We start from the raw sequence: 22,711 nt of genomic DNA, 5'->3' as shown, positions 1-22,711 counted from the left end.
GGCCGATCGCGACATAGGTGATAAATATCGTTGGTTCGTTTATTGCATGATTCCTGATTAGGTAAAGGCAGCCATTGGTATAAGGGATTACGGTGGATACACAACGATGTCTACGTTTAGTAAGAAAGTCGTTCAATTACTCACAAGCGAAAGGGATGACGTATATCGCTCTTTCTCTTATCAGTGGGCTGCTTGTTTGCGGACTCGGTCTGATCGTGGGGATGGGACCGCTGTCGGCGCGAAAGGGAAGAGCGTCGTGAGGCTTGGGACAATGGCGCTAGGGAGAGCCTTTGGTGCCGTATTGTCACTATTGGTTTGAAGCGTGGTTTACAAGCGTGTCGCGTTTTAATCGTTGCCGTTGCGCTCATGTTTTTTGGTACATTACCCTTTTTGGCGTTTTGCATTGCAAGAGGATTCAACTGCTGCGACAGACAATATCGAAACGCCTGTTTTCACATTGCTGCTTCGTTATTGGAAGCATTGCCATACTCGCCATCGCGTATGTACTTTTACAAATCAACCACCCTATGATACGGGTGGTTGATGCTTTAATGTAAAAACGGTGAGTTCAGGTGGAGTGAGAAAACGAAGCGGCATTCTCGTCGTTCCTAGCCCGCGGTTTACATATAACGTTAAATCGCCAATTTGATAAAATCCTTCATAATACTTGGTGGCGAGCGGTGGGGTAATGAGTGGACCGATGAACGGAAGCTGAATTTGTCCGCCATGGCTATGTCCAGACAGCTGTAGGTGAACAGGATAACGGCTTGTTTCTGCCGCACCGTCTGGTTCATGTAGTAAAACAATCGTATACGTAGAGGGAGGAATGTTTTTTAACATCTCAGGAAAATTCGGGTTTCCAAGCATCATATCATCCACGCCGGCGATGGCAATTTTACTTTTATCCATAAGCTCAATCATCACATGCTCATTGACAAGCATGCGAAATCCCGCTTTGTTCATAATGTGACGATATGTATCTGTTCCATATCCGCCATGATCATGGTTTCCATAAATGCTAAATTTCCCAAGAGGAGCGCGAATGCCAGCGAGAGCGGAAATGACGTCATCGATATGAGCGTATTTATTTGGCTCGTGCAGCAGATCTCCCGTAAATAGCACAATATCCGGTTGCAACTCGTTGATTTTTTGAACCGTATGCACAAAGCGGCGTAACCCGTAATAATGGCCGAGGTGGACATCACTAAATTGAATAAGCTTGATGCCGGTAAATCCCTTGGGGATGAGCGGATGAAAAATCGTATGATGGGTAACGGTCAGTCGCGCCGGCTCAATAAATCGAGCGTAATAGTAACCAAACGATGTTGCAATCATTCCTCCGATTCCCGTCCATATACTTTTTTTTAGAAACGTTCTTCGATTCATTTTTGTCACTTCTAGACGTTCCATCTCTTTTGCCGTCCTTTCACAATTAGTTTTATTATAAATGGAAAAAGAAAAATAGAAAAGCGACAAATGGACGAAAACAATGTTAGAAAATTTTGTATATTTGTAGTAAGATAAATGTGAATGAATAATCAGTCATTTTGGTGAGGGGGAGAAGGATGAACGGAAAAGTCATTATCGTCACTGGCGGTTCAAGCGGGATGGGAAAATATATGGCGAAGCGATTTGTTGAAGAAGGAGCCAATGTCGTCATTACTGGGAGGCGGCTCGAAGCACTTGAGGAAGCAAAAAAGGAAATTGAATCGCCAAACGGAAAGGTATTGCCGATTCAAATGGATGTGCGGGATCCAGAGCTGGTGGCCGAAATGGTGAAGCGCACCGATAGCGAGTTTGGAAGAATTGATGCACTCATTAACAATGCGGCAGGCAATTTTATTTGTCCGGCTGAAAAGCTTTCGATTAACGGATGGAACAGCGTCATTAATATTGTGTTAAACGGTACGTTTTATTGCAGTCGAGAGGTAGGAAATTACTGGATTCAAAAAGGACAAAAAGGTTCCATTATCAACATGGTTGCTACATACGCTTGGAACGCGGGAGCTGGTGTCATTCATTCTGCATGTGCCAAAGCGGGTGTATTGGCGATGACTCGGACGCTCGCCGTGGAATGGGGACGAAAATATGGGGTTCGCGTTAACGCCATCGCTCCGGGACCGATTGAGCGAACAGGCGGAGCAGAACGTCTTTGGGAATCAGAAGAGGCAGAAAGGCGAACGCTTGAGAGCGTGCCGCTTGGGCGCCTTGGCACGCCGGAAGAAATTGCCGCACTTGCTTCATTCTTACTGTCCGATGATGCTTCGTATATTAATGGGGAATGCATTACGATGGATGGGGGACAATGGCTGAATCGACATCCGTTTTAACCAGAAAAGCGTTGTAAGACGAGTTAGATAGTAAGAAGCACAATGTATGTAACTCTCGAAGTTGGATGCTCTTTGTATCAGAAGTGTTTGCAGTTTGGATAAATCCCTGTTCGGCACAAGAAAGCCATTCGCCTTGCTAGGCATGAAAAAGGAAGAGGAAGATTCATTCCATAAAAACGTGCGGTTTCCTAATGATAGGAAACCGCACGTTTTTGTAAAGCGATCCATGAGCGAATAAATTGTTGTTTGTTAACTTTATGGGCTTTTTTCCCCCATAATGGGTCGTTAATATAAACGGACTGATCGTCAAATCCAACAAGGACAACCACATGTAAGTCGAGCGGTGTTTTTATGGTCTGATTTCCGTGTTTCCAGCTTTCCCAACGGTCAGGTAAGCGATAGTCCCCTGTTGTCCAAACAACAACAGGATGTTTATTTTCAACGTATTTTAGCAATTCATCGAATGACCGTCCCGTTAAATTGACAGCACGCTCCGGCAAATATTTTTCCATTAATTCTGTAATCGGTTCGTCAAATACGGCATAACCGCTCGTTTTGCCTGTCATATCGCCGACAAATCCGTCAGCTGGGTTTCCCCATGAGATAATATCACCGGATTGACTACGAATTTTCGGATCAAGGTCTTTTTTGATTTCTTTCGCTAATGTCATTTTGTCGATATTTATCCCTGCATAATTTAGCACCATCGCTAAGCTTGTGACTTCGCACCCGTATTTTAATTCAGGATTTTGCCTAATGAGTGGGACATCAAGAACCACTTTTTTTCGCTGTTTTGTTTGAACGGTTTTTGGCTGCTGTTGGCTCAAGTGACCAATCGGCGTTTTGTTTGAAGCTGGATGATGTGCTTTGTCCGCTGGAGCATTTACACTTGTGTTCGATGGCAATTGTGTGTGGTCATGACCGGGTGAACAACCGAGTAATGGAAAAAGAAGAAGAAACATGCTGATATGTCTCATGAACAATCCCCCTATTTTTCTCGGTTTGTTTATAGTATTTCAATTGCTTTTTCCTTTATGGGTGGGAAGAAAAGGCGACATGAAACCGAAGCAGTATGATATAATATGGCAAAATGGTGTGAGTGACTGAAAGAGGTGAGAAGCGTGGATGCACTAGACATTATGGCAAATTTGCAACATGTCTTTCCATATTATCAGGCAATTTTCAGCGCAGATGAACATTGTGTGATCGGCTATGAAGTATTGGGAAGATACCAATCGGGAGAAGAAATCGTAAGTTTAGGACCATTTTTCCAAGATGAAACCATTCCGGAAGAGTTTCGTCTTGAGGTTGATGAAGTTGTAACGACAAAGGCGTTCGAGCATTTTCTTTCCATAGATGATGACACTGCTTTGATCTTTATTAATCGCGATGCCAACTTGCTTATGCTTGACCGCGCTGAATCGTTTTTACAAATGCTTCTTCAGTATCAAGCGAAAGGGCTGTCGCTTGAGCGAATTGTGTTAGAAATTAATGAGCATCATTTTAAAGGAGACTTCAATCAGTTGAGTCACTTGTTAACCTATATTCGTACATATGGAATTAAAATTGCAGTTGATAACATTGGAGAACACAGCAGCAATTTAGAACGAATTGGATTGTTAGCACCGGACATTTTAAAAATTGATTTGCGTGAATTGCGTAAAACCTCAATCAATTATGCTTATCAAGATGTGTTATATTCGATTTCTCTATTGGCAAGAAAAATTGGAGCAACGCTTTTATATGAAGACATCGAAGCTTCCTTTCAACTACAGTATGCGTGGCGAAATGGCGGGCGTTATTATCAAGGGTATTATCTGGCAGAACCGTCTCCATACTTATTGGAGCGTGATGTGTTAAAAGACCGTTTGCGTCAAGAATGCCATCATTTTATTCAACAAGAAAAGAAAAAACTGCAAACGCTCTATAACATTTCTGAACAGTTTCAACAGCGAGTGGCCGCTTTGTTGGCAAAATATAAAAAAGCAGCGAATTTTAATGAACTTCTCTCTTGCCTCGCAGACGAGCTAAGTGACGTTTGTTTCAGAATTTATATTTGTGATGAAGACGGGTTTCAACAGTCTGCCAATATTTTTAAACGAAATAATGCATGGGAAGTGCAGCCGCAATATTACATGAAAAATTGGAGTTGGCGCCCGTATTTTTTAGAAAATATTATTCGCATGCGCTCGCGCAAACGAGGTATTCTTTCTGATTTGTATGCGGATATTGAGACAGGAGAAACGATTCGTACGTATTCTTATCCGATTGATAAGCATCATTATTTATTTATCGACTTGTCTTATAGTTATTTATTTGAGCAAGATGCCCATTATTGAGAAGAGAGCGGAATAAAATTCTTCACTTGTGGCAAAGTAAGCGTGAGGTGAAGAGAGCTATGGCACAATTTGCATTTATATTGTCAATCATTGTTTTATTGATCGCTGTAATTGGTTTTGTGTATACGTATCGGCTCGGTCAGCAACAAAAACTGCAAGGGGAATACGATACGCCAATTCCTGAAAAAATACAGGAACATGCATATTTGCGTAATCCTGTGTTTGTCGCGTGGCTTCTTGCAATCCTATTGGCGGCTGTTTCAATTATTTTTTTAGCGTTGCGTTATTATTAATGGTAAAGTGAGTAACGAGTGCTGTATGATTTTACCTATATTAGAGTAAGAACGATGAGGATAGAAAGGGTAATCGGATCATACGATTGCCCTTTTTTGTGAGAAAATTTAGTATAATAGCGTCAAGAAAAAGGAAGAGGAGGACAATTCGTGCGTGTCATAACGATTTTTATGGCAGCGTTAAAATTAGGACTTACGTCGTTCGGTGGTCCGATTGCCCATTTGGGTTATTTTTATGATGAGTATGTCAAACGTCGAAAGTGGATTGATGACAAGACATATGGAGACTTGGTTGCCCTTTGTCAGTTTTTGCCTGGTCCGACAAGCAGTCAAGTAGGAATTGGCATCGGGTTCATCCGTGGCGGCATGATTGGTGGAATTGGTGCATGGCTCGGATTTACGCTTCCGTCTGCCCTGTTTTTGCTTACGTTCGCTTATATAGTAGAAGTGTTTCATCTTTATGAGTCAGGATGGATGAAGGGATTGAAGCTCGTAGCGGTCGCGATTGTAGCCCAAGCCGTATGGGAAATGGCGAAAAAATTAACACCTGACCGCTTTCGAATAACCATAGCGACAGCTGTGGCCGTCATTACGTTATTAGTTCCCTCCCCTTTTGTACAACTTTTCCTTTTATTGATAAGCGGCCTTATTGGAGTTGTATATCTACAGCCAAAATTGGGACATGTCTCTTCTACTCTTTCTCTTACACTGTCCAAAAAAGGTGGAATCATTTCATTTGCTTGTTTTTTTCTATTATTGGGTTTATTTCCGCTTTTACATTCGGTGACGGAATCGAAGTGGATTGCGATGTTAGACAGCTTTTACCGAGCCGGCTCGCTTGTATTTGGCGGTGGACATGTTGTATTGCCGCTTCTTGAAAAGGAACTGGTTCCTGCTTGGATGAGCCACGAACAATTTTTAGCTGGATATGGGGCAGCACAAGCTGTACCGGGACCGTTGTTTACGTTTGCAAGCTATGTTGGCACAGTTACTGGTGGATGGCTAGGTGGAGTGTTTGCGACGATAGCGATTTTTTTGCCGTCATTTTTCCTTGTGTTTGGTGCTCTTCCTTTTTGGCAATCGTTGCGACAAAATCGCCGTATCCAAGCGTTATTCAACGGAGTGAATGCTGGTGTTGTTGGGATTTTATTGGCGGCATTGTATAATCCGATTTGGACAACTTCCATTGTTTCGACATGGCATTTTACCATTGCGCTCATTTGCTTCATTCTTCTTGTTTATTGGAAATGGCCGGCTTGGTTTGTCGTTGTCGCCGCGGCATTGGCGGGGGAAGTATTTTTGTCGTCATGAACGCTCATTATAGAAAAGAGAGTACAATACGCTTCAACTTGTCGAGCTGCTACATTTAGGAAAGAGAGGCGATCAGTATAGTGAAAAAACCTGTTGTTATTTGTCCAAGCTGTCAAAAACGAGCGTATTTAGAAGAAGTGCTTACCGCCCAGTCCAATCAAAATGTGATTTATACATGCCCTTCTTGCCAGTTTATATTGCGAAACATTCATACAAGCAAAGGATAAAAGCCTTCGCATTTGCGAGGGCTTTCTATTTTTTTACAGGACTTTTTTTTATTGTAGACGAATATATAATAATGGACTGCGAAGGAAGGAGAACAGAGAATATGGACAAACAACTGCTTGAACAATTAACTCCAGAAGAACAAAAATTGCTTCTGGATGTTTTGTTTACACAACATTATGCGCTGGAACTTATTAGTTGTGAGCTTGCCGATATTGAAAACGGAAATAAACAAGTAGAGGAGGAGAGATATAAGCAACTCATGCACCTTTATTATCGCATTAGAGAGGAAACGATGTAATTATATACATAAAAAGAGGCTATCGCTCGTTGAAGGCGATAGTTATTTTTTTATTATGAGAAACAGGAAATGTGCTAAACTGAATAAGGAGGTAAAAGCAAAAGAGAAAGGCGGAAAAGCAACATGATCAGTTTAGATAGTAAAGAATTTTTAGATAAGACGATTGCTCAATTTCTCATTCCTTCTGATAAAGTAGCCCACGTTCAAGTGGGAAATCATTTAGATCATGCCTTGTTAGTATTAACAAAAACAGGATATTCGGCGATTCCGGTGTTAGACACATCTTATAAACTACACGGATTAATTAGTATAACCATGATTATGGACGCTATTTTAGGATTAGAGCGAATTGAATTTGAACGTTTAGAAACGATGAAAGTCGAAGAAGTCATGAATAAAGACATTCCTAGACTGTTATTAGACGATCACGTGATGAAGGGAATCGAATTGATCGTGAATCATCCGTTTGTCTGCGTTGAAAATGAAAACGGTTATTTTGAGGGGATTTTTACAAGAAGAGAAATCTTAAAACGATTAAATAAACAGGTAAGGCGCTTTAATCATATTATTGAATGATATGCCACATAAGCTGAACGATCAAAAGAGCTGTAATCGCATTTAATATTGCACGTAAGTGGCTGTTTTTTAGCTTTTGTGCCACCCTTACGGAGATTTGCGCACCAATTAACGAACCGATGGCTAGAAACGGAGCGATATGCCAATTGACATGCCCTGTATATAAGTATGTGACAAAGGCGCCAAAACAGCTAACAAACGTTTGAAATCTCGTAAAAGCAATGGCAGATAAATACTCCATACCGGTGCGCAAATAGGCGTACATTAATAATGAAGCTTGCCCCGGTCCGAACATTCCATCGTAGACACTAATTCCATAAAGAATGGGATATAATTTTTTAGGAAAAACAGCAGCCCGTTGCTTTTGCTCTGGCTGTTTTCGAAACAGATGTAAGCTTAGCGCGAATGTTAACAATAGAATGGCAATCACTGTCATCGTTGTTTCCGATATTGATGAAGCAAGCCATCCGCCTGTGATGCCACCAAAAAGGCTAATAGGGATTAAAAGTAACGTTTGCTTCCAACCGATTTTGCCTTCACGAAGCAACACGAAAAAGCTTGAAAACGAGCTGACGGTATTGGAAAATTTTGCGGCGGCAATGGCTTGATGGATGGGGACACCAGTTAAAAGCAAAACAGGCATTCCAATCAAGCCGCCGCCGCCAGCAAGGGTCCCAACAAATGACGTAGCAAATCCAATCATCATAAATAAGATAAATTCCATAATGGGATTCTCCTTCTTACTTAAACTTTCTAATATAATGATATACCTTTTATCATGATAATTACATTTCGGAAAAATGAATGAAGATGATAAGAAAAACTTATCAAAAGGGTGAGAGTTTGAATATTACCGAATACGAGATGCTTGTCGTTTTGGCGGAAGAATTGAACATGCGAAAAGCGGCGATGAGGTTGTATGTAACCCAGTCTGCTTTATCACAACGTTTGCAGACCATTGAGAACAGCTGGAATACGAAAATCTTTTTTCGTTCTCAGCGCGGTTTAATGTTAACACCAGCTGGTGAAAAAATTGTGCAGCTCGCTAAAGAAATGTTAACGAAAACGAAGCGAGTAAAAGAAGAAATTGGACAAATGTACGGGGAAATAAGCGGAACGTTAACATTGGCAGTTGCCTCGATTATTGCGCAACATTGGCTTCCCCCGATTTTAAAACGATTTACCGAATTATATCCAAATGTAAAAGTTTCTTTGACAACAGGATGGACAAGTGAAATTATGGCTTCGATGTATGAAAACAATTTTCATGTCGGCATTGTTCGGGGGAAACCAAATTGGAGCGGGATTACCCATCACTTATTTACTGACAGGTTATTTTTAGTCGATCAAGAAATGGAAAGCATTGAAGATTTATGTAGCACGAATCGGCCGTTTATTCAATTTAAAAGCGATTCAACATATTCTCTTCATATTCAACAATGGTGGTATGAACGATTTCACACGTTGCCCGAACGAACGGTGATTGTTGACCAAATCGAGACTTGCAAACAATTAGCCTATCATGGTATTGGTTATGCGATTTTACCGGAGATTGCTCTTTATCATCTAGATGATAAGATAAAGAAAATCCCGTTAAGGGACAAAAATGGTCAGTTCATGACGAGGGATACGTGGCTGATCATCTCCGAAACAGCATGGCAACTTCCACAAGTGCAAGCGTTTCAGAAAATCACGAAAGATTTTATTCGATGAATTTCTGCTTGTCATGGCTATCTTTGTTTTGCTAAAGTAAAAAAATAAGAGAACAAAAGGAGGATGCTACAATGAAAATGATGGATGCAAATGAAATTATTGCGTTTATTCAAAACAGCAAAAAAGCGACACCTGTTAAAGTATACATAAAAGGAAATCTTGAAGGAATTGATTTTGGAGCAAACGCCAAAACGTTCATTACGGGGAATGCCGGCGTTGTATTTGGTGAGTGGCAAGAGATTCAAACAGCGTTGGAAGCTAATAAAGATAAAATTGAAGATTATGTTGTCGAAAATGATCGTCGTAACTCTGCCATTCCACTTCTCGATTTGAAAGGAGTTAAAGCGCGCATTGAGCCGGGCGCAATTATCCGTGACCAAGTAGAAATTGGCGATAATGCTGTCATTATGATGGGCGCGGTTATTAACATTGGTGCGGTTATTGGAGAAGGAACGATGATTGATATGAATGCGGTGCTTGGCGGTCGAGCAACGGTAGGGAAAAATTGCCACGTTGGCGCTGGAGCTGTATTAGCAGGTGTTATTGAACCGCCTTCTGCGAAACCTGTCATCGTGGAAGATGATGTGGTTATCGGTGCGAATGCGGTCATTTTAGAAGGAGTCACTGTCGGAAAAGGAGCTGTCGTGGCAGCTGGTGCAGTTGTTATCGAAGACGTACCGCCATACACGGTCGTCGCTGGGGTGCCGGCGCGCGTCATTAAACAAATCGACGAAAAAACAAAAGCAAAAACAGAAATTAAACAAGAACTCCGCCAGTTATAAGAAAAGCGACCCATTTAGCCGCGAACGGCAAATGTTTTTCCAGCGAGAAGCACTTGTCGCTTCGACGGAGGAAGGTTATTTGCCCTCAAGCGGCTAGGAGCTGGAGCTAGACAAGGAAAGCGGAGGCGATCCGATGATACCAAGAGGTAGAGCGTGGACTTGATTCCACGCTTTTTTACAAGGAGGAGAAGACAAATGTCACGACTCAGCCCATTTGTGGCGATCCGCCGTGATCTGCACAAAATTCCTGAACTGGGGTTTCAAGAATTTAAGACACAGCAATATTTATTAGATTATATTCATACATTACCGCAAGAACGATTAGAGATAAAGACATGGAAAACAGGTATTTTTGTGAAAGTGCGTGGAACGGCGCCGCGGAAAACGATTGGCTACCGTGCCGATATGGATGGATTGCCGATTACCGAAGAAACCAATTTACCATATTGCTCTGAACATGAAGGAAACATGCATGCGTGCGGTCACGATATTCATATGAGCATAGCCCTCGGCGTGCTTACCCATTTCGCCTCTCACCCGATCAAAGACGATTTGCTGTTTATCTTTCAACCGGCAGAAGAAGGACCGGGCGGAGCGCGGCCAATGTTGGAAAGTGAAATTATGAAAACATGGAAACCGGATATGATTGTCGCGCTGCATATTGCTCCTGAATACCCGGTCGGTACGATTGCTACCAAAGAAGGATTATTGTTTGCGAATACGTCAGAATTGTTTATTGATTTAAAAGGAAAAGGGGGACATGCAGCGTTTCCACATTTGGCGAATGATATGGTTGTGGCCGCTTGTTCACTCGTGACACAGCTTCAATCGATTGTTTCTCGCAATGTTGATCCTCTTGATAGCGCAGTCATCACAGTTGGAAAAATTTCTGGAGGAACGGTACAAAACGCCATTGCCGAACGAGCTCGTCTTGAAGGAACGATTCGCACGTTATCGGTCGAGTCGATGAACAAGGTAAAAGAGCGAATTGAAGCGATTGTAAAAGGAATCGAAATCGGCTATCAATGCGAGGCAACGATTGACTACGGTTCGATGTATCATCAAGTATATAACGATGAGAAGCTAACGGCGGAGTTTATGCAGTTTGTTGAACAGCTTCCTGATGTTCATGTCGTTCGTTGTAAAGAAGCGATGACCGGAGAAGATTTTGGATACATGCTTGCCGAAATTCCTGGATTTATGTTTTGGCTAGGTGTTGATTCACCATATGGATTGCATCATGCCAAGCTTACTCCGGACGAACGGGCGATTGACAAAGCGATTGCCCTGTTGACATCGTATATGACATGGAAAGGAAACGAATAATCCCGTATATTTCCACCTTCCTTAAGGCACATTATTTAAGTGAGGAGGTGGATGTTACATGGCGAAAATTGGTGTAGAGCATTCATTAACAAATGTACAAGAAGCGTTAAAAGCAAAAGGGCATGAGGTAGTCCCGCTCCGTCAAGAAAATGATGCAAAAGGCTGCGATTGCTGTGTGATCACTGGCCAAGATTCAAATGTAATGGGAATTCAAAATACCGTTACGGCTGGTTCTGTTATCGAAGCGAGCGGCTTAACAGCAGACGAAGTTTGTCAGAAAGTTGAAGAAAGACTACGTTAATGATGTAAAACGAAGGCGCTGTTTTCTGGCGGAAAGTACTTGTATTTTGCCGGAAGAAGGCAGAGACTAGGGAATTGAAGCTGAACAATCAAGAAAAAGTAAAGGCGCCACGGAAAACAATACGTAAAAAGACTAGGACGCGTCCTAGTCTTTTTCTGTTTGTAGAGATTGCAGCGCTTCTTTTAGCACTTTGCGCATTTTTCGCTCCACTTCCCATTGCGCCATATTTTCTGTTTTTGCGATGACACGAATCACGACATCTGAAGTCCCTAAATTTTGTACACCTAATACGTTCGGTCCTTCAATAATTTTTGGTTCCTCCTCGGCGAGTGCATCACAAGCGGATTGCAAAATTTTAATCGCTTCGTCAATATTTTTTTCATAAGGAATAGTAATATCGACAAGAGCGCGCATATTTCCGCGTGAGTGGTTGCTCAATGTCGTAATCATTCGGTTGGGAATATAATGCAAGGTGCCGTCAAAGCTGCGAATTTGCGTAGTGCGTAACCCGACCGCTTCGACAATCCCGGAGAACGACCCCGTCGTCACATAATCGCCTACGTCAATTTGCTTTTCTAATAATAAAAAGAAACCTGTCACAACATCGCTCACAAGACCTTGAGCGCCAAAGCCGACTGCTAAACCGACGACCCCTGCCCCAGCTAAAACGGCCGTCGCTTTAATATTAAAAAGTTCTAAAACCGTCACAATAAAAACGAACACAAGAGCGTAAGAGAATATGTTCGTAATTAATGATTGAAGCGTACGGCTTCGTCCTAGCGAAATTTCTTTTCGTTCCTCAAGCTTTTGGAAGGAGCGGGCAATCAGTTTGAAGCCGACTTTTTTGACAATGATATAAATCAGATAAATCACCGTTAATTTCAAAATGATGATCCCAGTGTCCATGAAAAAGTTTGCCCAATTTATTTTTGGTAACTGCCAATTCATTTGTTTCATCCTTTCTTTCGTTGAACATTGATGTGTACACTTTCAACTAATGAAAGTGCGAATCATTTTATCTCTATTTTAAAACATGTTAAACTAATTTTAGACATCTTCTTGAAAGAAAGAGAAAATGTAGGGAATAATAAACATGGAATGATTGGGTAATAAAAAACAACTATCTATTTAAATTAATTATCATTTAATATTGACTAAAAATATCTTCTCTAGTATAATGTTAAATGTGAACAAGTTAGATAGTTGAGAAAACATTGTTTGTTTTCTCAATTAAAAATATTAAAATGGAGGGATACATATGGCAGAACGTCTGGTTGGTAAACAAGCACCACGTTTTGAAATGCAAGCTGTTTTACCAAACGGTGATTTCGGCAGAGTCAGCTTGGAAGAAAATATAAAAAACGGTAAATGGACAGTTCTCTTCTTCTATCCGTTAGATTTTACGTTCGTATGTCCAACAGAAATTACAGCGATTTCTGACCGCTATGATGAGTTTGAAGATTTAGATGCAGTTGTTATCGGTGTATCAACTGACTCTGTATATTCTCATAAAGCATGGATTAACACTCCTCGTACAGAGAATGGCCTTGGTGAAATCAAATATCCATTAGCAGCTGACACAAATCATGCTGTTTCTCGTGACTACGGTGTATTAATCGAAGAAGAAGGTGTCGCACTTCGCGGTTTATTCATTATTGACCCAGAAGGCGAATTAAAATATGCCGTTGTTCATCACAACGACGTCGGTCGCAGTGTTGATGAAGTATTGCGCGTACTTCAAGCTTTACAAACTGGCGGTCTTTGCCCAGCAAACTGGAAACCAGGCCAAAAAACATTGGAAGTATAATTTCACATATCAACAAGGAAGGTCTAACGCTATGTTAGACCTTTATTTACATGGAGGGATGAATGATGAAGTTACGTGAACCAATGCCAGAATTAACTGGAGCGACGGCTTATTTAAACGGTGAAGTGACAAGAGAACAATTAATTGGTGAGAAGCCAACGCTCATTCATTTTTGGTCAGTAAGCTGCCACCTTTGTAAAGAAGCAATGCCGCAGGTAAATGAGTTTCGCGATCGCTATAAAGAGGAATTAAATGTTGTGGCTGTTCACATGCCGCGTTCGGAAAACGATTTGGACATTGAACAAGTAAAAAAAGTAGCCGAAGAGCACGGCATCACTCAACCGATTTTAGTTGATAACGAGCATAAAATAACGGATGCGTTCGAAAACCAGTATGTTCCTGCTTACTACGTGTTTGATGCAGAAGGAAAACTCCGCCATTTCCAAGCGGGAGGAAGCGGGATGAAGATGTTGGAAAAACGCGTGAACCGCGTTCTTGAAGAAAATAAAAAAACAGAAGCATAATGTAACGAAGACCAAACATGGAACCATGTTTGGTCTTTTTTTCTTTCCTTGAGCAATGCTGCTTGCTTTCATGCATGAAATAGAAGACGATGGGGATGTACATTCGTTGTTTTTAGTTTCATTGCCTGATCGTCAGAGATGACAGAGCAGGCGAACAAGTTAAAAGCGGTAGAAGATGAAACGGTAGTGAAGGATAAAGTAACAAGTGAATGAACAAATGCGCAAACTGAGAAGCCATCGGTTAAGAAAACGAGAATGACCTATATCCGTATCGAAGTGAAAGAGCAGCAACATTCAAGCAAGCGCTTTAAAAGAGTTAGGTGTGAAACATATTACTGTAAAGGCAAAAAACGATTATCATGAAAATCGGCGCTGACCAAATCGTTCATCCGGAGCGTGATATGAGGGAGTGCGTCACCCATAGCATTATTTCCAACAACGTCCTTGACTATTTGTAGCTTTCCGATGAGCATCGCATGAAATCGTTGCAGGTGAACGCTTAGACGATCATTCGTTGCTTGAACTGGATATTCGCGACCGCTATGACATTAATATCGTTGCGATTAAGCGGGGAAATAATGTGATCGTTTCACCGCTTGCATCGGAAATGATCCGCAAAGGCGATATTTTGTTGTCATCGGCGCGGATGAAGATATTGACCGCTTTGAAACGAAAGTTGTAAGCAATGAATAACATGTACATGTTATAAAAATAAAAAAGCTGTTCCTGCTCTGTAAAATATTACTGTTAATATCAAACGGCACATCGCTAAAGTATAGTGGTGTACTTTTTTGGTTTTTATAAGCCCTCTAAATGACCCCATTTACTGCCACGACAACACATTAAAGCTAATTGTTTGCAACAATATAGTTGCGGTATGGCTAGGACAAAAGCTCACGACGTATATTCATATTTGAGGTGTTGTAATACACACTTAAAGAAGTAGCTATTCTCTTAGGAAAACATGAAGAGACAATAAAATTTTGGCTTCGTTAAGGTAAACTTATCCCATTCATATATAAACAGTGACAAAGAAGAAGGGAAAATTCCTGAGATAAACATTGTTCCTGTGAGGAATGTAGAACGACATCATAGGGATGACATGAAGCTAGATGTTCATGAAAAAGAGTTGGTTAAACTGATGTACGAAGCTGTCACTCTAACTTCTCCTACTGATGAAGTTTTATCGATTCTTTCTGCCGTAGGAATTAAACGAACATTAGAGATACTTCTTATCATGACACAATCAGCTACGAAAGTGAAGAGCCCTGACTAGTTTATCAAGAGTATAAGTATTATAAACAACACAGCAAAATGTTTAAGCAAGAAGAGAATTCTCAAAAATCTATTCTCAAAAACGCTCTGTTGAACTAGAGACTATCGACTATCAGCGCATAAGTACGGAACGAAACCTAAAGAATATCGAAACAAGGAACATGAAGCTATCTAAGGAAGAACTGTGCAAAGACTCATCCAAGCAGAACAGTACATTGCTGAAAATAACAAACAATATTTTGAGATATAATTTCGCAGAAGTTAAATCTGTGAAAACTCGATTCAGTATCACCCCCATTCCTTATTCCGCTATCGGGACAATACAGTTAAATAATAGAATTTTCTAAATATTTATAGAAAGCATAGGCTGAATAATATATAATAGAAAATATTGCTTGTCATATGAAAGACTTAGATTTGTTTACGGAGAAATTGAACGGAGGAATCTGGAGCTTTTGTAGGCAGCTAAACTATTACAAGAAGGGGATATTTTATGAAAGAATTAAGAAAAATCCTAATGAGTGATCCATTAGTTTCCTCAATGAATGTACATCCTTCTCAAGAACCCTTTGTTGACCTTGTTCACTTTGATCCAGATATCATTGTGGATCCATCTCTTGCTAACAGGAGTCGTTACTTTTCTTTTGTCCGCCTTTCAGTAGCTAATAAACTTTCCTTAGCTAAAAAATTTCTTCCAAAAGATATCCATTTTTTCATTAAGGAAGGATACAGGCCTTTACATATTCAACAGCGAGCCTTTGAGCGGGCATTACGGCGGGTGAAAGAAAATTCTTTAAATCAAGATTTAGATCATTTCATTGCTGAGGCATCGAAATATGTAGCACCTCCTAATGTAGCTCCTCATCCAACAGGTGGTGCAGTAGACTTAACCCTCATTGACTCAAATGGTATCGAATTGGATCTTGGTACACCATTTGATGCCATACCACAAGAAACGGACAACGCAACTTTTTTTGATGCAACAAACATCAGCAGACAAGCCATTCAAAATCGCCAGATCCTCGCACATGCTCTTCAGTCTGTTGGTTTTGTTAATTACTTTACGGAATGGTGGCATTGGTCATACGGTGACAGATACTGGGCTGTAATGACTAACGCAGATCAAGCCCTTTATCATCCCGTTTCAGAACAAGAATTGTTGAATCTATTGCAAAAGGCATAACTAGAAAGAATTAACCTTTTTATGAATAAACGATTCCAATAGGGCTTCTGCGGCAACGTTTTTCTTCAGTGAGCCGGGTATCGTTCGTTGAACAACAGATTGTATTTGAAAAAATCGTATAGCAGTAAAGTTCAAATGTTGTAGTACAAAAAAGGATAGAACAAGCAGAGAATTATTCTGCATGTATCTATCCTCTTCATATAATGTGTATCTCTTGTGAAATATGGTTTAGATGAGCTTTTGTGAAATAAAAAGTATGCGTCATTGATGTCTAATGAAAGCGCCCAGCTCCTCACGACGCTTCGGTCTCGCAGTGATGATAACAGCTTCCTTGCGAGTCCTCAAGCGCGTTTTCGGAATAAGCAGGGCGCTTGAATTTTTTTTATATTTCCATAATAATTGGTAAAATCATTGGCCGACGTTTTGTTTTTTCGTATAGGAATGGTGCGAGTGTATCGGTAATTTCATTTTTAATTTCTGACCATTGATTTGTTTTTCGTTCTAATACTTTTTCAAGATGTTTCGTAATTAATGCTTGCGCATCATTAATCAAGTCGCCGGATTCGCGCATATAGACGAATCCGCGAGAGATAATATCAGGACCTGCCGCGATTTTAAAGTCTTTCATATTAATGCTGACGACGACAATAACAAGCCCCTCTTCAGAAAGGATGCGGCGGTCTCGCAAGACGATATTGCCAATATCACCGACACCGCTGCCATCAATATAAACGGAGCCAGACGGGATTTTTCCGACAATCCCTGCTTCGTCTTCGCTTAAGCCTAGCACTTCGCCGTTATCCATGATAAAGCAATTTTCTTCTGGCACGCCGCAATCGACTGCCAGTTTGGCATGCATTTTTTGCATGCGATATTCCCCGTGAATTGGCATGAAATATTTCGGTTTCATGAGACGAATCATCAGTTTCTGTTCTTCTTGTCCACCGTGACCAGATGTATGAATATCATTTAACGGTCCATGAATGACTTCGGCACCAGCGCGGTAAAGCATATTAATCGTACGATTGACACTCACCGTATTTCCTGGAATCGGAGAAGATGAAAACACGACGGTGTCACCAGGAATAATTTGAATTTGGCGATGCGTGCCGTTCGCGATGCGCGATAACGCTGCCATTGGCTCTCCTTGGCTTCCTGTACATAAAATCGTCACACGGTTAGCTGGTAAGCGATTGATTTGACCAGCGTCAATAAATGTGTCTTTCGGGCATTTGATGTAACCGAGTTCTTGTCCAATTTCAATCGCCGCTTCCATACTGCGACCGAACACAGCAATTTTTCGGTTATTCAAAACTGCCGCCTCGGTTACCTGTTGCAGTCGGTGAATGTTTGAAGCGAATGTTGCAAAAATAATCCGCCCCTGGACTTTTCGGAAAATATCATGAATGCTTTCACCGACGCGGCGTTCTGACATCGTGAAATGCGGAATCTCACTGTTCGTGCTGTCAGAAAGTAAGCAGAGGACACCTTCTTTTCCGATTTCCGCCATCTTTGTTAAGTTCGCCGGCTCCCCGACAGGAGTAAAGTCGAATTTAAAGTCTCCTGTATGGACGATTTGCCCGGCAGGAGTTTTCACGACGATTCCGTAACTGTCCGGGATGCTATGAGTTGTACGGAAAAACGTAACTGCTGTTTTCTGGAAGCGAATAACATCATCTTCTCGAATTTCAATCAATTTTGTTTGACTTAGCAATCCGTGTTCTTCTAATTTGTTCCGAATAAGCCCTAATGCTAGCTTTCCACCGTAAATGGGCACATTGACTTGTCGAAGCAAATACGGAATGCCACCAATATGGTCTTCATGCCCGTGAGTAATAAAGAGTCCTTTAATTTTCTCGGCGTTTTTTACTAAATAGCTGTAATCAGGAATAACATAGTCAATTCCAAGCAATTCATCTTCAGGGAATTTAATCCCCGCGTCAATGATGATAATTTCATCTTGAAATTGTACGCCATATGTATTCTTACCGATTTCACCCAATCCGCCGAGAGCAAAGACGCCAACTTGGTTTGCTTTTAAAAATTTCATTATCAAATCTCCAATACTTTAAAATTGGGGCTTTGTTTTTCGTATTCTAAATGAGCCCCTTCTAGCGGCTGAATGTACTCAATATTCATTGTTCGATCTTTTAGTTTTTGGCGTACTTCGCGTTCTGATTCTGCTTCAATATACAGTGTTTTTGTTTTTTCTCTCACAGGCACTTCATCAGGATTTTCTTGATAAAAAACTTTAAAAATCATTACAAACTCTCTCCTTACTAGCCGATTATTTCCTTAACTTTTTTATTATATATAAAATATAGGTTATTTTCATGTTTTTTCATTTCACAAAAGAGTGGAACTAAAAAGAAATGGGAAAACAATAGGGGAAGGGGTACACTTTTTCTTTTATCATCTTTGACGAAATCGCATATTTTCATTCACTTGCTTGTTCTTTATAAAGAAGCCCTTCGTTTTTGGAAGGGCTATGGTAAGGACTAGGCGATTGACTTTTTACGGAGCAGATCTTTCCATTGTTGAAGCAGCTTTTTCTTTAGCTTTTTCAACATCTTTCATCACTCCTTACTTTTTATTGTACTCATTTCTTGTCGAAAGTAAATGTTCTTCTTGTCTTTGTTTATATTATATGAGCATAAGAGCTTGTTTTTCATGGATAAAAATGGAACAATTCTCATATGATTGATTTGACATTTCCACCTTTTTTCAGTAGGGTAATGATGTAAGGTGCGTACAATGGGCGTGAGAGGGAAAGATTTTTGACAAAGGTGAGAGACAGTGAAGAAAAAAATTGTATTTTTTGATATTGATGGTACGTTGCTAGATGAAAAGAAAGATCTCCCAGATTCGACGATGGCTGCTATTCAAAAGCTGAAAGAGTCCGGTGTGTATGTAGCGATTGCGACGGGGAGAGCCCCGTTTATGTTTGCTGACTTAAGGGAACGGTTAAACATTGACTCCTTTGTGAGCTTCAACGGCCAATATGTCGTGTTTGAAGGGAAAGTGATTTACAAACATCCATTAAACCGTCATAAGCTTCATGAATTAAAGGAGCAGGCTCATCAAAACGGACATCCCCTCGTTTTTATGGACGCGGATGAGATGAAAGCAAGTATGGAAGACCATCCGTACATCCATGTGAGCATGGAAAGTTTAAAATTTGCCCATCCTCCGTTTGATCCGCTCTATTACGAGAACCGCGACATTTATCAAGCATTGTTATTTTGCAAATCTGAAGAGGAGCATGTGTATGTGAATGCGTATCCTGAGTTTCGCTTTGTTCGTTGGCATAACGTGTCGACGGATATTGTACCGTTTGGTGGCTCAAAAGCGGAAGGAATTCGCCGGCTTATTGAAAGAATTGGAATTTCCAAAGAAGATGTGTATGCATTCGGGGACGGATTGAATGATATGGAAATGCTTCAATTTGTCGGAACTGGGGTCGCGATGGGAAATGCGAAGGAAGAAGTGAAGAAAGTGGCCGATTTTGTGACGAAACCGGTGAGTGAAGAAGGAATTTTATATGGATTGAAGCAGCTGGAATTAATAAAATAACAAAAAAGGGCTTATCTCATAAGTGAGATAGGCCTTCTTTTCATTCATCGTTCAATCGGAATCGCGTTTTCTGGAACTTTAAACGGATCTTTTGGATCAATATGATCGTAGAACATAATTCCATTTAAGTGGTCAATTTCGTGTTGAAATACAACGGCTGGCAATCCTTTTAAACGAAGGGTGACTTCTTCACCTTCGAGCGTCGTGCCTGTGACTGTGATACGAGCATAGCGAGGCACATATCCGGGCACGTCCCGATCAACAGATAAGCATCCTTCTCCGCTTGTTAAATAGCACATCTGTACGGAGTGGCTAATAATTTTCGGGTTAAATAATGCATAGCTATATAATGTCCCTTTTTCATCTGTCACATGAACAGCGATCATTCGTTTCGATACATTGATTTGTGGTGCAGCTAATCCAATCCCTGGGCGTAACCCGTATTTTTCAACCATCTCTGGGTTTTGGCTCATTTTTACATATTCAAGCAAGCTTCGCAAAATTTCTTTATCTTCTTCCGAAGCAGGAAGAGAAACTGCTTCAGCAACTTTTCTTAAGGTTGGATGACCTTCTTTAATGATATCTTTCATCGTAATCATTGCTTTTCACTCCTTTATACAGTGATATATATGGAATAAGTCTAGCAAAAGTGCACTTTTATCGTAAAGCAAAAACAAAAAACAAAAGAACGTGCGGAAAGGAAGGAACATAGTTGAAAGTAGGAAAATGGAGTTTCATCTTTGCTGTTATAATCATTTTACTTCAAGCGTGCAATGTGTTAGCCCCAGAAAATGAACTGTTGTCTTCAATGGAAAAGATAGCAAAATATGAGCGAAATTTAAATGAGGAACAAACGGTTCTTGCAGAGCTAGAACAAAAACAAATGAAACTTTATAACGAAATGATGTCATATGGAATGAAACAGTTTCCAAAAGTTGCGCGATTATCGAAAGAAGCGTTACAAATTTTAGATGATCGCGAAAAGTATATAAAAAAAGAATATAAAACGGTGCAATTAGCGAAAGAACAGCTAAATATCGCTAAAGATAACCTTTCGAATGTACGCGATGAGGAGATGAAGCAACAAGCAAACGGGTTAATAGACGTTGCCATCCAACGTTACGAAGCATACGAGGAACTATATCAAAGTTATCGACAAGCGTTAACATTAGAAAAAGTTCTATATCAGCTATTGCAAAATCAACATGCGACACTTCAACAACTGCAAAAACAAATTGAACAAATTAATAATGTCTATAAAGAAGTGAACGAGGCGAATAACAAGTTTAATCTTTATACGGAAAAGTATAACAAGGAAAAGAAGCGCTTATATAATGAGTTGGAATCATAAAGACTGTCGAATAAGGCAGTCTTCTTTCTTTCAGATCTGATAAAACAGAATATAATACAGAACGATGTATATACTATAACAGTTTTTTTAACATTCATTTCATTATTCAAAAAATTACATACCATCATTCTAAGAATAACGATAATTCAAAGTAATTGACGTATAAAGTGAGAAGGTGTAAACTTAAAAATGTAAATAGAAATTGTACTAATTTTTTTGTGAAAATGATTAATACAGGAGAATGAGCTGCCACTTCTTGCTACGGGTGCGTTCGGTAAAGCGCGAATATTGTCTTTTTATAAGCAGTTTTGGGTACATTAATGATGAATGCAGCGCTTTCAGTGATGGATGATTTTATTTTTTTATACTAAGAAAGGTAGAGGTGAATCGAATGGGTGCAAAAACATCCGTATTTAATTTCAAGAAACAACTTGAAAAAGTTTCCGAGCAGTTTCCAACGTTCCAAATTTTAAATGAAGAAGGCGAAGTCGTAAACGAAGCAGCGATGCCGAATTTAAGCGACGAACAATTAAAAGAATTAATGCGTCGCATGGTGTATACACGCGTGCTTGACCAACGTTCGATTTCGTTAAACCGTCAAGGTCGTTTAGGATTCTACGCGCCGACAGCAGGACAGGAAGCAAGCCAACTCGCAAGCCAATTCGCATTGGAAAAAGAAGACTTCATTTTACCGGGATATCGTGATGTTCCGCAAATGATTTGGCATGGACTTCCGCTTTATCAAGCGTTTTTATTCTCACGCGGTCACTTCCACGGTAACCAAATTCCTGAGGGTGTCAACGTATTGCCACCGCAAATTATCATTGGTGCGCAAATTATCCAAACTGCTGGTGTTGCCTTAGGAATGAAAAAACGCGGCAAAAAAGCAGTAGCGATTACATATACAGGTGACGGCGGAGCATCTCAAGGTGACTTTTATGAAGGAGTTAACTTTGCAGGTGCATTCAAAGCGCCAGCGATTTTTGTCGTTCAAAACAACCGTTTTGCGATTTCTACACCAGTAGAAAAACAATCAGCAGCAAAAACGATCGCACAAAAAGCGGTAGCAGCTGGTATTCCTGGTATTCAAGTCGACGGAATGGACCCATTAGCCGTATACGTAGCTGTGCGTGAGGCTCGTGAACGTGCAATTAATGGTGAAGGTCCAACATTAATTGAGACTCTATGTTTCCGTTATGGTCCGCATACAATGGCAGGTGACGACCCGACTCGTTACCGTACTAAAGAACTTGAAAATGAATGGGAGAAAAAAGATCCAATCGTTCGTTTCCGCAAGTTCTTGGAGAAAAAAGGTCTATGGAGCGAAGAAGAAGAAAACAGCGTGATCGAACAAGCAAAAGAAGATATTAAAGAAGCGATTAAAAAAGCAGATGAAACACCAAAACAAAAAGTGACCGACTTAATTAACATCATGTACGAAGAATTACCGTTCCATTTACAAGAACAGTATGAAATTTACAAAGAGAAGGAGTCGAAGTAA

The 22,711-nt window shown here is 40.5% G+C and carries 25 protein-coding genes and 1 pseudogene; 19 read left to right on the top strand and 7 right to left on the bottom strand.

The window, feature by feature from the left end; all coding sequences use genetic code 11:
• The first annotated feature begins 106 nt into the window (after nucleotides 1–106).
• Nucleotides 107–319: a hypothetical protein gene (locus tag HNR31_RS04670; protein ID WP_181555101.1), complete on the top strand. Its 213-nt coding sequence runs from the start codon at nucleotides 107–109 to the stop codon at nucleotides 317–319.
• 206 nt (nucleotides 320–525) lie between these two features.
• On the opposite strand, the gene HNR31_RS04665 is transcribed toward HNR31_RS04670, so the two are convergent.
• Complete coding sequence (locus HNR31_RS04665) at nucleotides 526–1,410, bottom strand: metallophosphoesterase (protein WP_181555100.1); 885 nt, start codon at nucleotides 1,408–1,410, stop codon at nucleotides 526–528.
• A 155-nt stretch (nucleotides 1,411–1,565) separates the two neighbouring features.
• Here HNR31_RS04665 and fadH point away from each other — a divergent pair, with 155 nt between their 5' ends.
• The gene (gene fadH, locus HNR31_RS04660) at nucleotides 1,566–2,330 is read left to right on the top strand and encodes a 2,4-dienoyl-CoA reductase (protein ID WP_181555099.1); all 765 of its coding nucleotides are present in this window, start codon (nucleotides 1,566–1,568) and stop codon (nucleotides 2,328–2,330) included.
• A gap of 188 nt (nucleotides 2,331–2,518) precedes the next feature.
• Here the strand turns inward: fadH and HNR31_RS04655 are convergent, their stop codons facing one another.
• The gene (locus HNR31_RS04655; RefSeq protein ID WP_181555098.1) at nucleotides 2,519–3,307 is read right to left on the bottom strand and encodes a C39 family peptidase; all 789 of its coding nucleotides are present in this window, start codon (nucleotides 3,305–3,307) and stop codon (nucleotides 2,519–2,521) included.
• Between the two features lie 144 nt (nucleotides 3,308–3,451).
• Between HNR31_RS04655 and HNR31_RS04650 the strand changes: the two genes are divergently transcribed.
• From HNR31_RS04650 to cbpB, 6 genes are all read left to right on the top strand, one after another.
• Nucleotides 3,452–4,669, top strand: coding sequence for an EAL domain-containing protein (locus HNR31_RS04650; protein ID WP_181555097.1), 1,218 nt, complete (start codon nucleotides 3,452–3,454; stop codon nucleotides 4,667–4,669).
• A gap of 59 nt (nucleotides 4,670–4,728) precedes the next feature.
• A complete protein-coding gene (locus HNR31_RS04645; protein ID WP_181555096.1) occupies nucleotides 4,729–4,962 on the top strand; it encodes a hypothetical protein in 234 nt (77 codons plus the stop codon).
• A gap of 171 nt (nucleotides 4,963–5,133) precedes the next feature.
• On the top strand, nucleotides 5,134–6,273 hold the full coding sequence (gene chrA, locus HNR31_RS04640) for a chromate efflux transporter (protein WP_181555247.1): 1,140 nt from the start codon (nucleotides 5,134–5,136) through the stop codon (nucleotides 6,271–6,273).
• An 80-nt stretch (nucleotides 6,274–6,353) separates the two neighbouring features.
• Complete coding sequence (locus HNR31_RS04635; RefSeq protein ID WP_181555095.1) at nucleotides 6,354–6,500, top strand: hypothetical protein; 147 nt, start codon at nucleotides 6,354–6,356, stop codon at nucleotides 6,498–6,500.
• A gap of 101 nt (nucleotides 6,501–6,601) precedes the next feature.
• Nucleotides 6,602–6,799 (top strand): antirepressor AbbA, encoded by a 198-nt coding sequence (gene abbA, locus HNR31_RS04630; RefSeq protein WP_181555094.1) that lies wholly within the window; start codon nucleotides 6,602–6,604, stop codon nucleotides 6,797–6,799.
• Between the two features lie 123 nt (nucleotides 6,800–6,922).
• Nucleotides 6,923–7,375, top strand: coding sequence for a cyclic-di-AMP-binding protein CbpB (gene cbpB, locus HNR31_RS04625; RefSeq protein WP_181555093.1), 453 nt, complete (start codon nucleotides 6,923–6,925; stop codon nucleotides 7,373–7,375).
• On the opposite strand, the gene HNR31_RS04620 is transcribed toward cbpB, so the two are convergent.
• Nucleotides 7,365–8,099 (bottom strand): sulfite exporter TauE/SafE family protein, encoded by a 735-nt coding sequence (locus HNR31_RS04620; RefSeq protein WP_181555092.1) that lies wholly within the window; start codon nucleotides 8,097–8,099, stop codon nucleotides 7,365–7,367. The genes cbpB and HNR31_RS04620 overlap by 11 nt on opposite strands.
• 119 nt (nucleotides 8,100–8,218) lie before the next feature.
• Here HNR31_RS04620 and HNR31_RS04615 point away from each other — a divergent pair, with 119 nt between their 5' ends.
• The 4 genes from HNR31_RS04615 to HNR31_RS04600 all read left to right on the top strand — a co-directional run bounded on the left by HNR31_RS04615 (nucleotide 8,219) and on the right by HNR31_RS04600 (nucleotide 11,497).
• On the top strand, nucleotides 8,219–9,088 hold the full coding sequence (locus tag HNR31_RS04615) for a LysR family transcriptional regulator (protein WP_374058288.1): 870 nt from the start codon (nucleotides 8,219–8,221) through the stop codon (nucleotides 9,086–9,088).
• Nucleotides 9,089–9,159: 71 nt separating this feature from the next.
• Nucleotides 9,160–9,870, top strand: a complete 711-nt coding sequence (gene dapD / locus HNR31_RS04610; protein WP_181555091.1) for a 2,3,4,5-tetrahydropyridine-2,6-dicarboxylate N-acetyltransferase — start codon at nucleotides 9,160–9,162, stop codon at nucleotides 9,868–9,870.
• A 195-nt stretch (nucleotides 9,871–10,065) separates the two neighbouring features.
• Nucleotides 10,066–11,196, top strand: a complete 1,131-nt coding sequence (locus HNR31_RS04605) for an N-acetyldiaminopimelate deacetylase (protein WP_181555090.1) — start codon at nucleotides 10,066–10,068, stop codon at nucleotides 11,194–11,196.
• A gap of 58 nt (nucleotides 11,197–11,254) precedes the next feature.
• Complete coding sequence (locus HNR31_RS04600) at nucleotides 11,255–11,497, top strand: YkuS family protein (protein ID WP_181555089.1); 243 nt, start codon at nucleotides 11,255–11,257, stop codon at nucleotides 11,495–11,497.
• A 144-nt stretch (nucleotides 11,498–11,641) separates the two neighbouring features.
• Here the strand turns inward: HNR31_RS04600 and HNR31_RS04595 are convergent, their stop codons facing one another.
• A complete protein-coding gene (locus HNR31_RS04595; protein ID WP_181555088.1) occupies nucleotides 11,642–12,445 on the bottom strand; it encodes a mechanosensitive ion channel family protein in 804 nt (267 codons plus the stop codon).
• A gap of 310 nt (nucleotides 12,446–12,755) precedes the next feature.
• On the opposite strand from HNR31_RS04595, the gene HNR31_RS04590 reads away from it, so the two are divergent.
• The 4 genes and pseudogenes from HNR31_RS04590 to HNR31_RS04575 all read left to right on the top strand — a co-directional run bounded on the left by HNR31_RS04590 (nucleotide 12,756) and on the right by HNR31_RS04575 (nucleotide 16,286).
• Entirely contained in the window at nucleotides 12,756–13,304 is a 549-nt protein-coding gene (locus HNR31_RS04590; RefSeq protein ID WP_181555087.1) for a peroxiredoxin, read from the top strand.
• Nucleotides 13,305–13,369: 65 nt separating this feature from the next.
• Nucleotides 13,370–13,828 carry a TlpA family protein disulfide reductase gene (locus tag HNR31_RS04585; protein ID WP_181555086.1) on the top strand — a complete coding sequence of 153 codons (459 nt, stop codon included), beginning with the start codon at nucleotides 13,370–13,372 and terminating at the stop codon, nucleotides 13,826–13,828.
• 289 nt (nucleotides 13,829–14,117) lie between these two features.
• Nucleotides 14,118–14,521: pseudogene (locus HNR31_RS04580) on the top strand (TrkA C-terminal domain-containing protein); the annotation flags it as partial.
• A gap of 1,075 nt (nucleotides 14,522–15,596) precedes the next feature.
• Entirely contained in the window at nucleotides 15,597–16,286 is a 690-nt protein-coding gene (locus HNR31_RS04575; RefSeq protein WP_181555085.1) for a M15 family metallopeptidase, read from the top strand.
• A gap of 382 nt (nucleotides 16,287–16,668) precedes the next feature.
• On the opposite strand, the gene rnjA is transcribed toward HNR31_RS04575, so the two are convergent.
• On the bottom strand, nucleotides 16,669–18,336 hold the full coding sequence (rnjA, locus tag HNR31_RS04570; RefSeq protein ID WP_181555084.1) for a ribonuclease J1: 1,668 nt from the start codon (nucleotides 18,334–18,336) through the stop codon (nucleotides 16,669–16,671).
• Between the two features lie 2 nt (nucleotides 18,337–18,338).
• Entirely contained in the window at nucleotides 18,339–18,548 is a 210-nt protein-coding gene (locus tag HNR31_RS04565) for a DNA-dependent RNA polymerase subunit epsilon (RefSeq protein WP_181555083.1), read from the bottom strand.
• Nucleotides 18,549–19,082: 534 nt separating this feature from the next.
• Here HNR31_RS04565 and HNR31_RS04560 point away from each other — a divergent pair.
• The gene (locus HNR31_RS04560; RefSeq protein ID WP_181555082.1) at nucleotides 19,083–19,859 is read left to right on the top strand and encodes a Cof-type HAD-IIB family hydrolase; all 777 of its coding nucleotides are present in this window, start codon (nucleotides 19,083–19,085) and stop codon (nucleotides 19,857–19,859) included.
• A gap of 44 nt (nucleotides 19,860–19,903) precedes the next feature.
• Here HNR31_RS04560 and def read toward each other — a convergent pair whose 3' ends face one another.
• The gene (gene def / locus HNR31_RS04555) at nucleotides 19,904–20,458 is read right to left on the bottom strand and encodes a peptide deformylase (protein WP_181555081.1); all 555 of its coding nucleotides are present in this window, start codon (nucleotides 20,456–20,458) and stop codon (nucleotides 19,904–19,906) included.
• A 113-nt stretch (nucleotides 20,459–20,571) separates the two neighbouring features.
• Here def and HNR31_RS04550 point away from each other — a divergent pair, with 113 nt between their 5' ends.
• Nucleotides 20,572–21,210: a YkyA family protein gene (locus HNR31_RS04550; RefSeq protein WP_233414571.1), complete on the top strand. Its 639-nt coding sequence runs from the start codon at nucleotides 20,572–20,574 to the stop codon at nucleotides 21,208–21,210.
• A 391-nt stretch (nucleotides 21,211–21,601) separates the two neighbouring features.
• Nucleotides 21,602–22,711, top strand: coding sequence for a pyruvate dehydrogenase (acetyl-transferring) E1 component subunit alpha (gene pdhA, locus HNR31_RS04545; protein WP_181555080.1), 1,110 nt, complete (start codon nucleotides 21,602–21,604; stop codon nucleotides 22,709–22,711).

It is taken from the genome of Thermaerobacillus caldiproteolyticus (assembly GCF_013761245.1).
GTDB classification, from domain to species: Bacteria; Bacillota; Bacilli; order Bacillales; family Anoxybacillaceae; genus Thermaerobacillus; species Thermaerobacillus caldiproteolyticus.
This window is presented reverse-complemented; position numbering and strand designations above follow the sequence as displayed.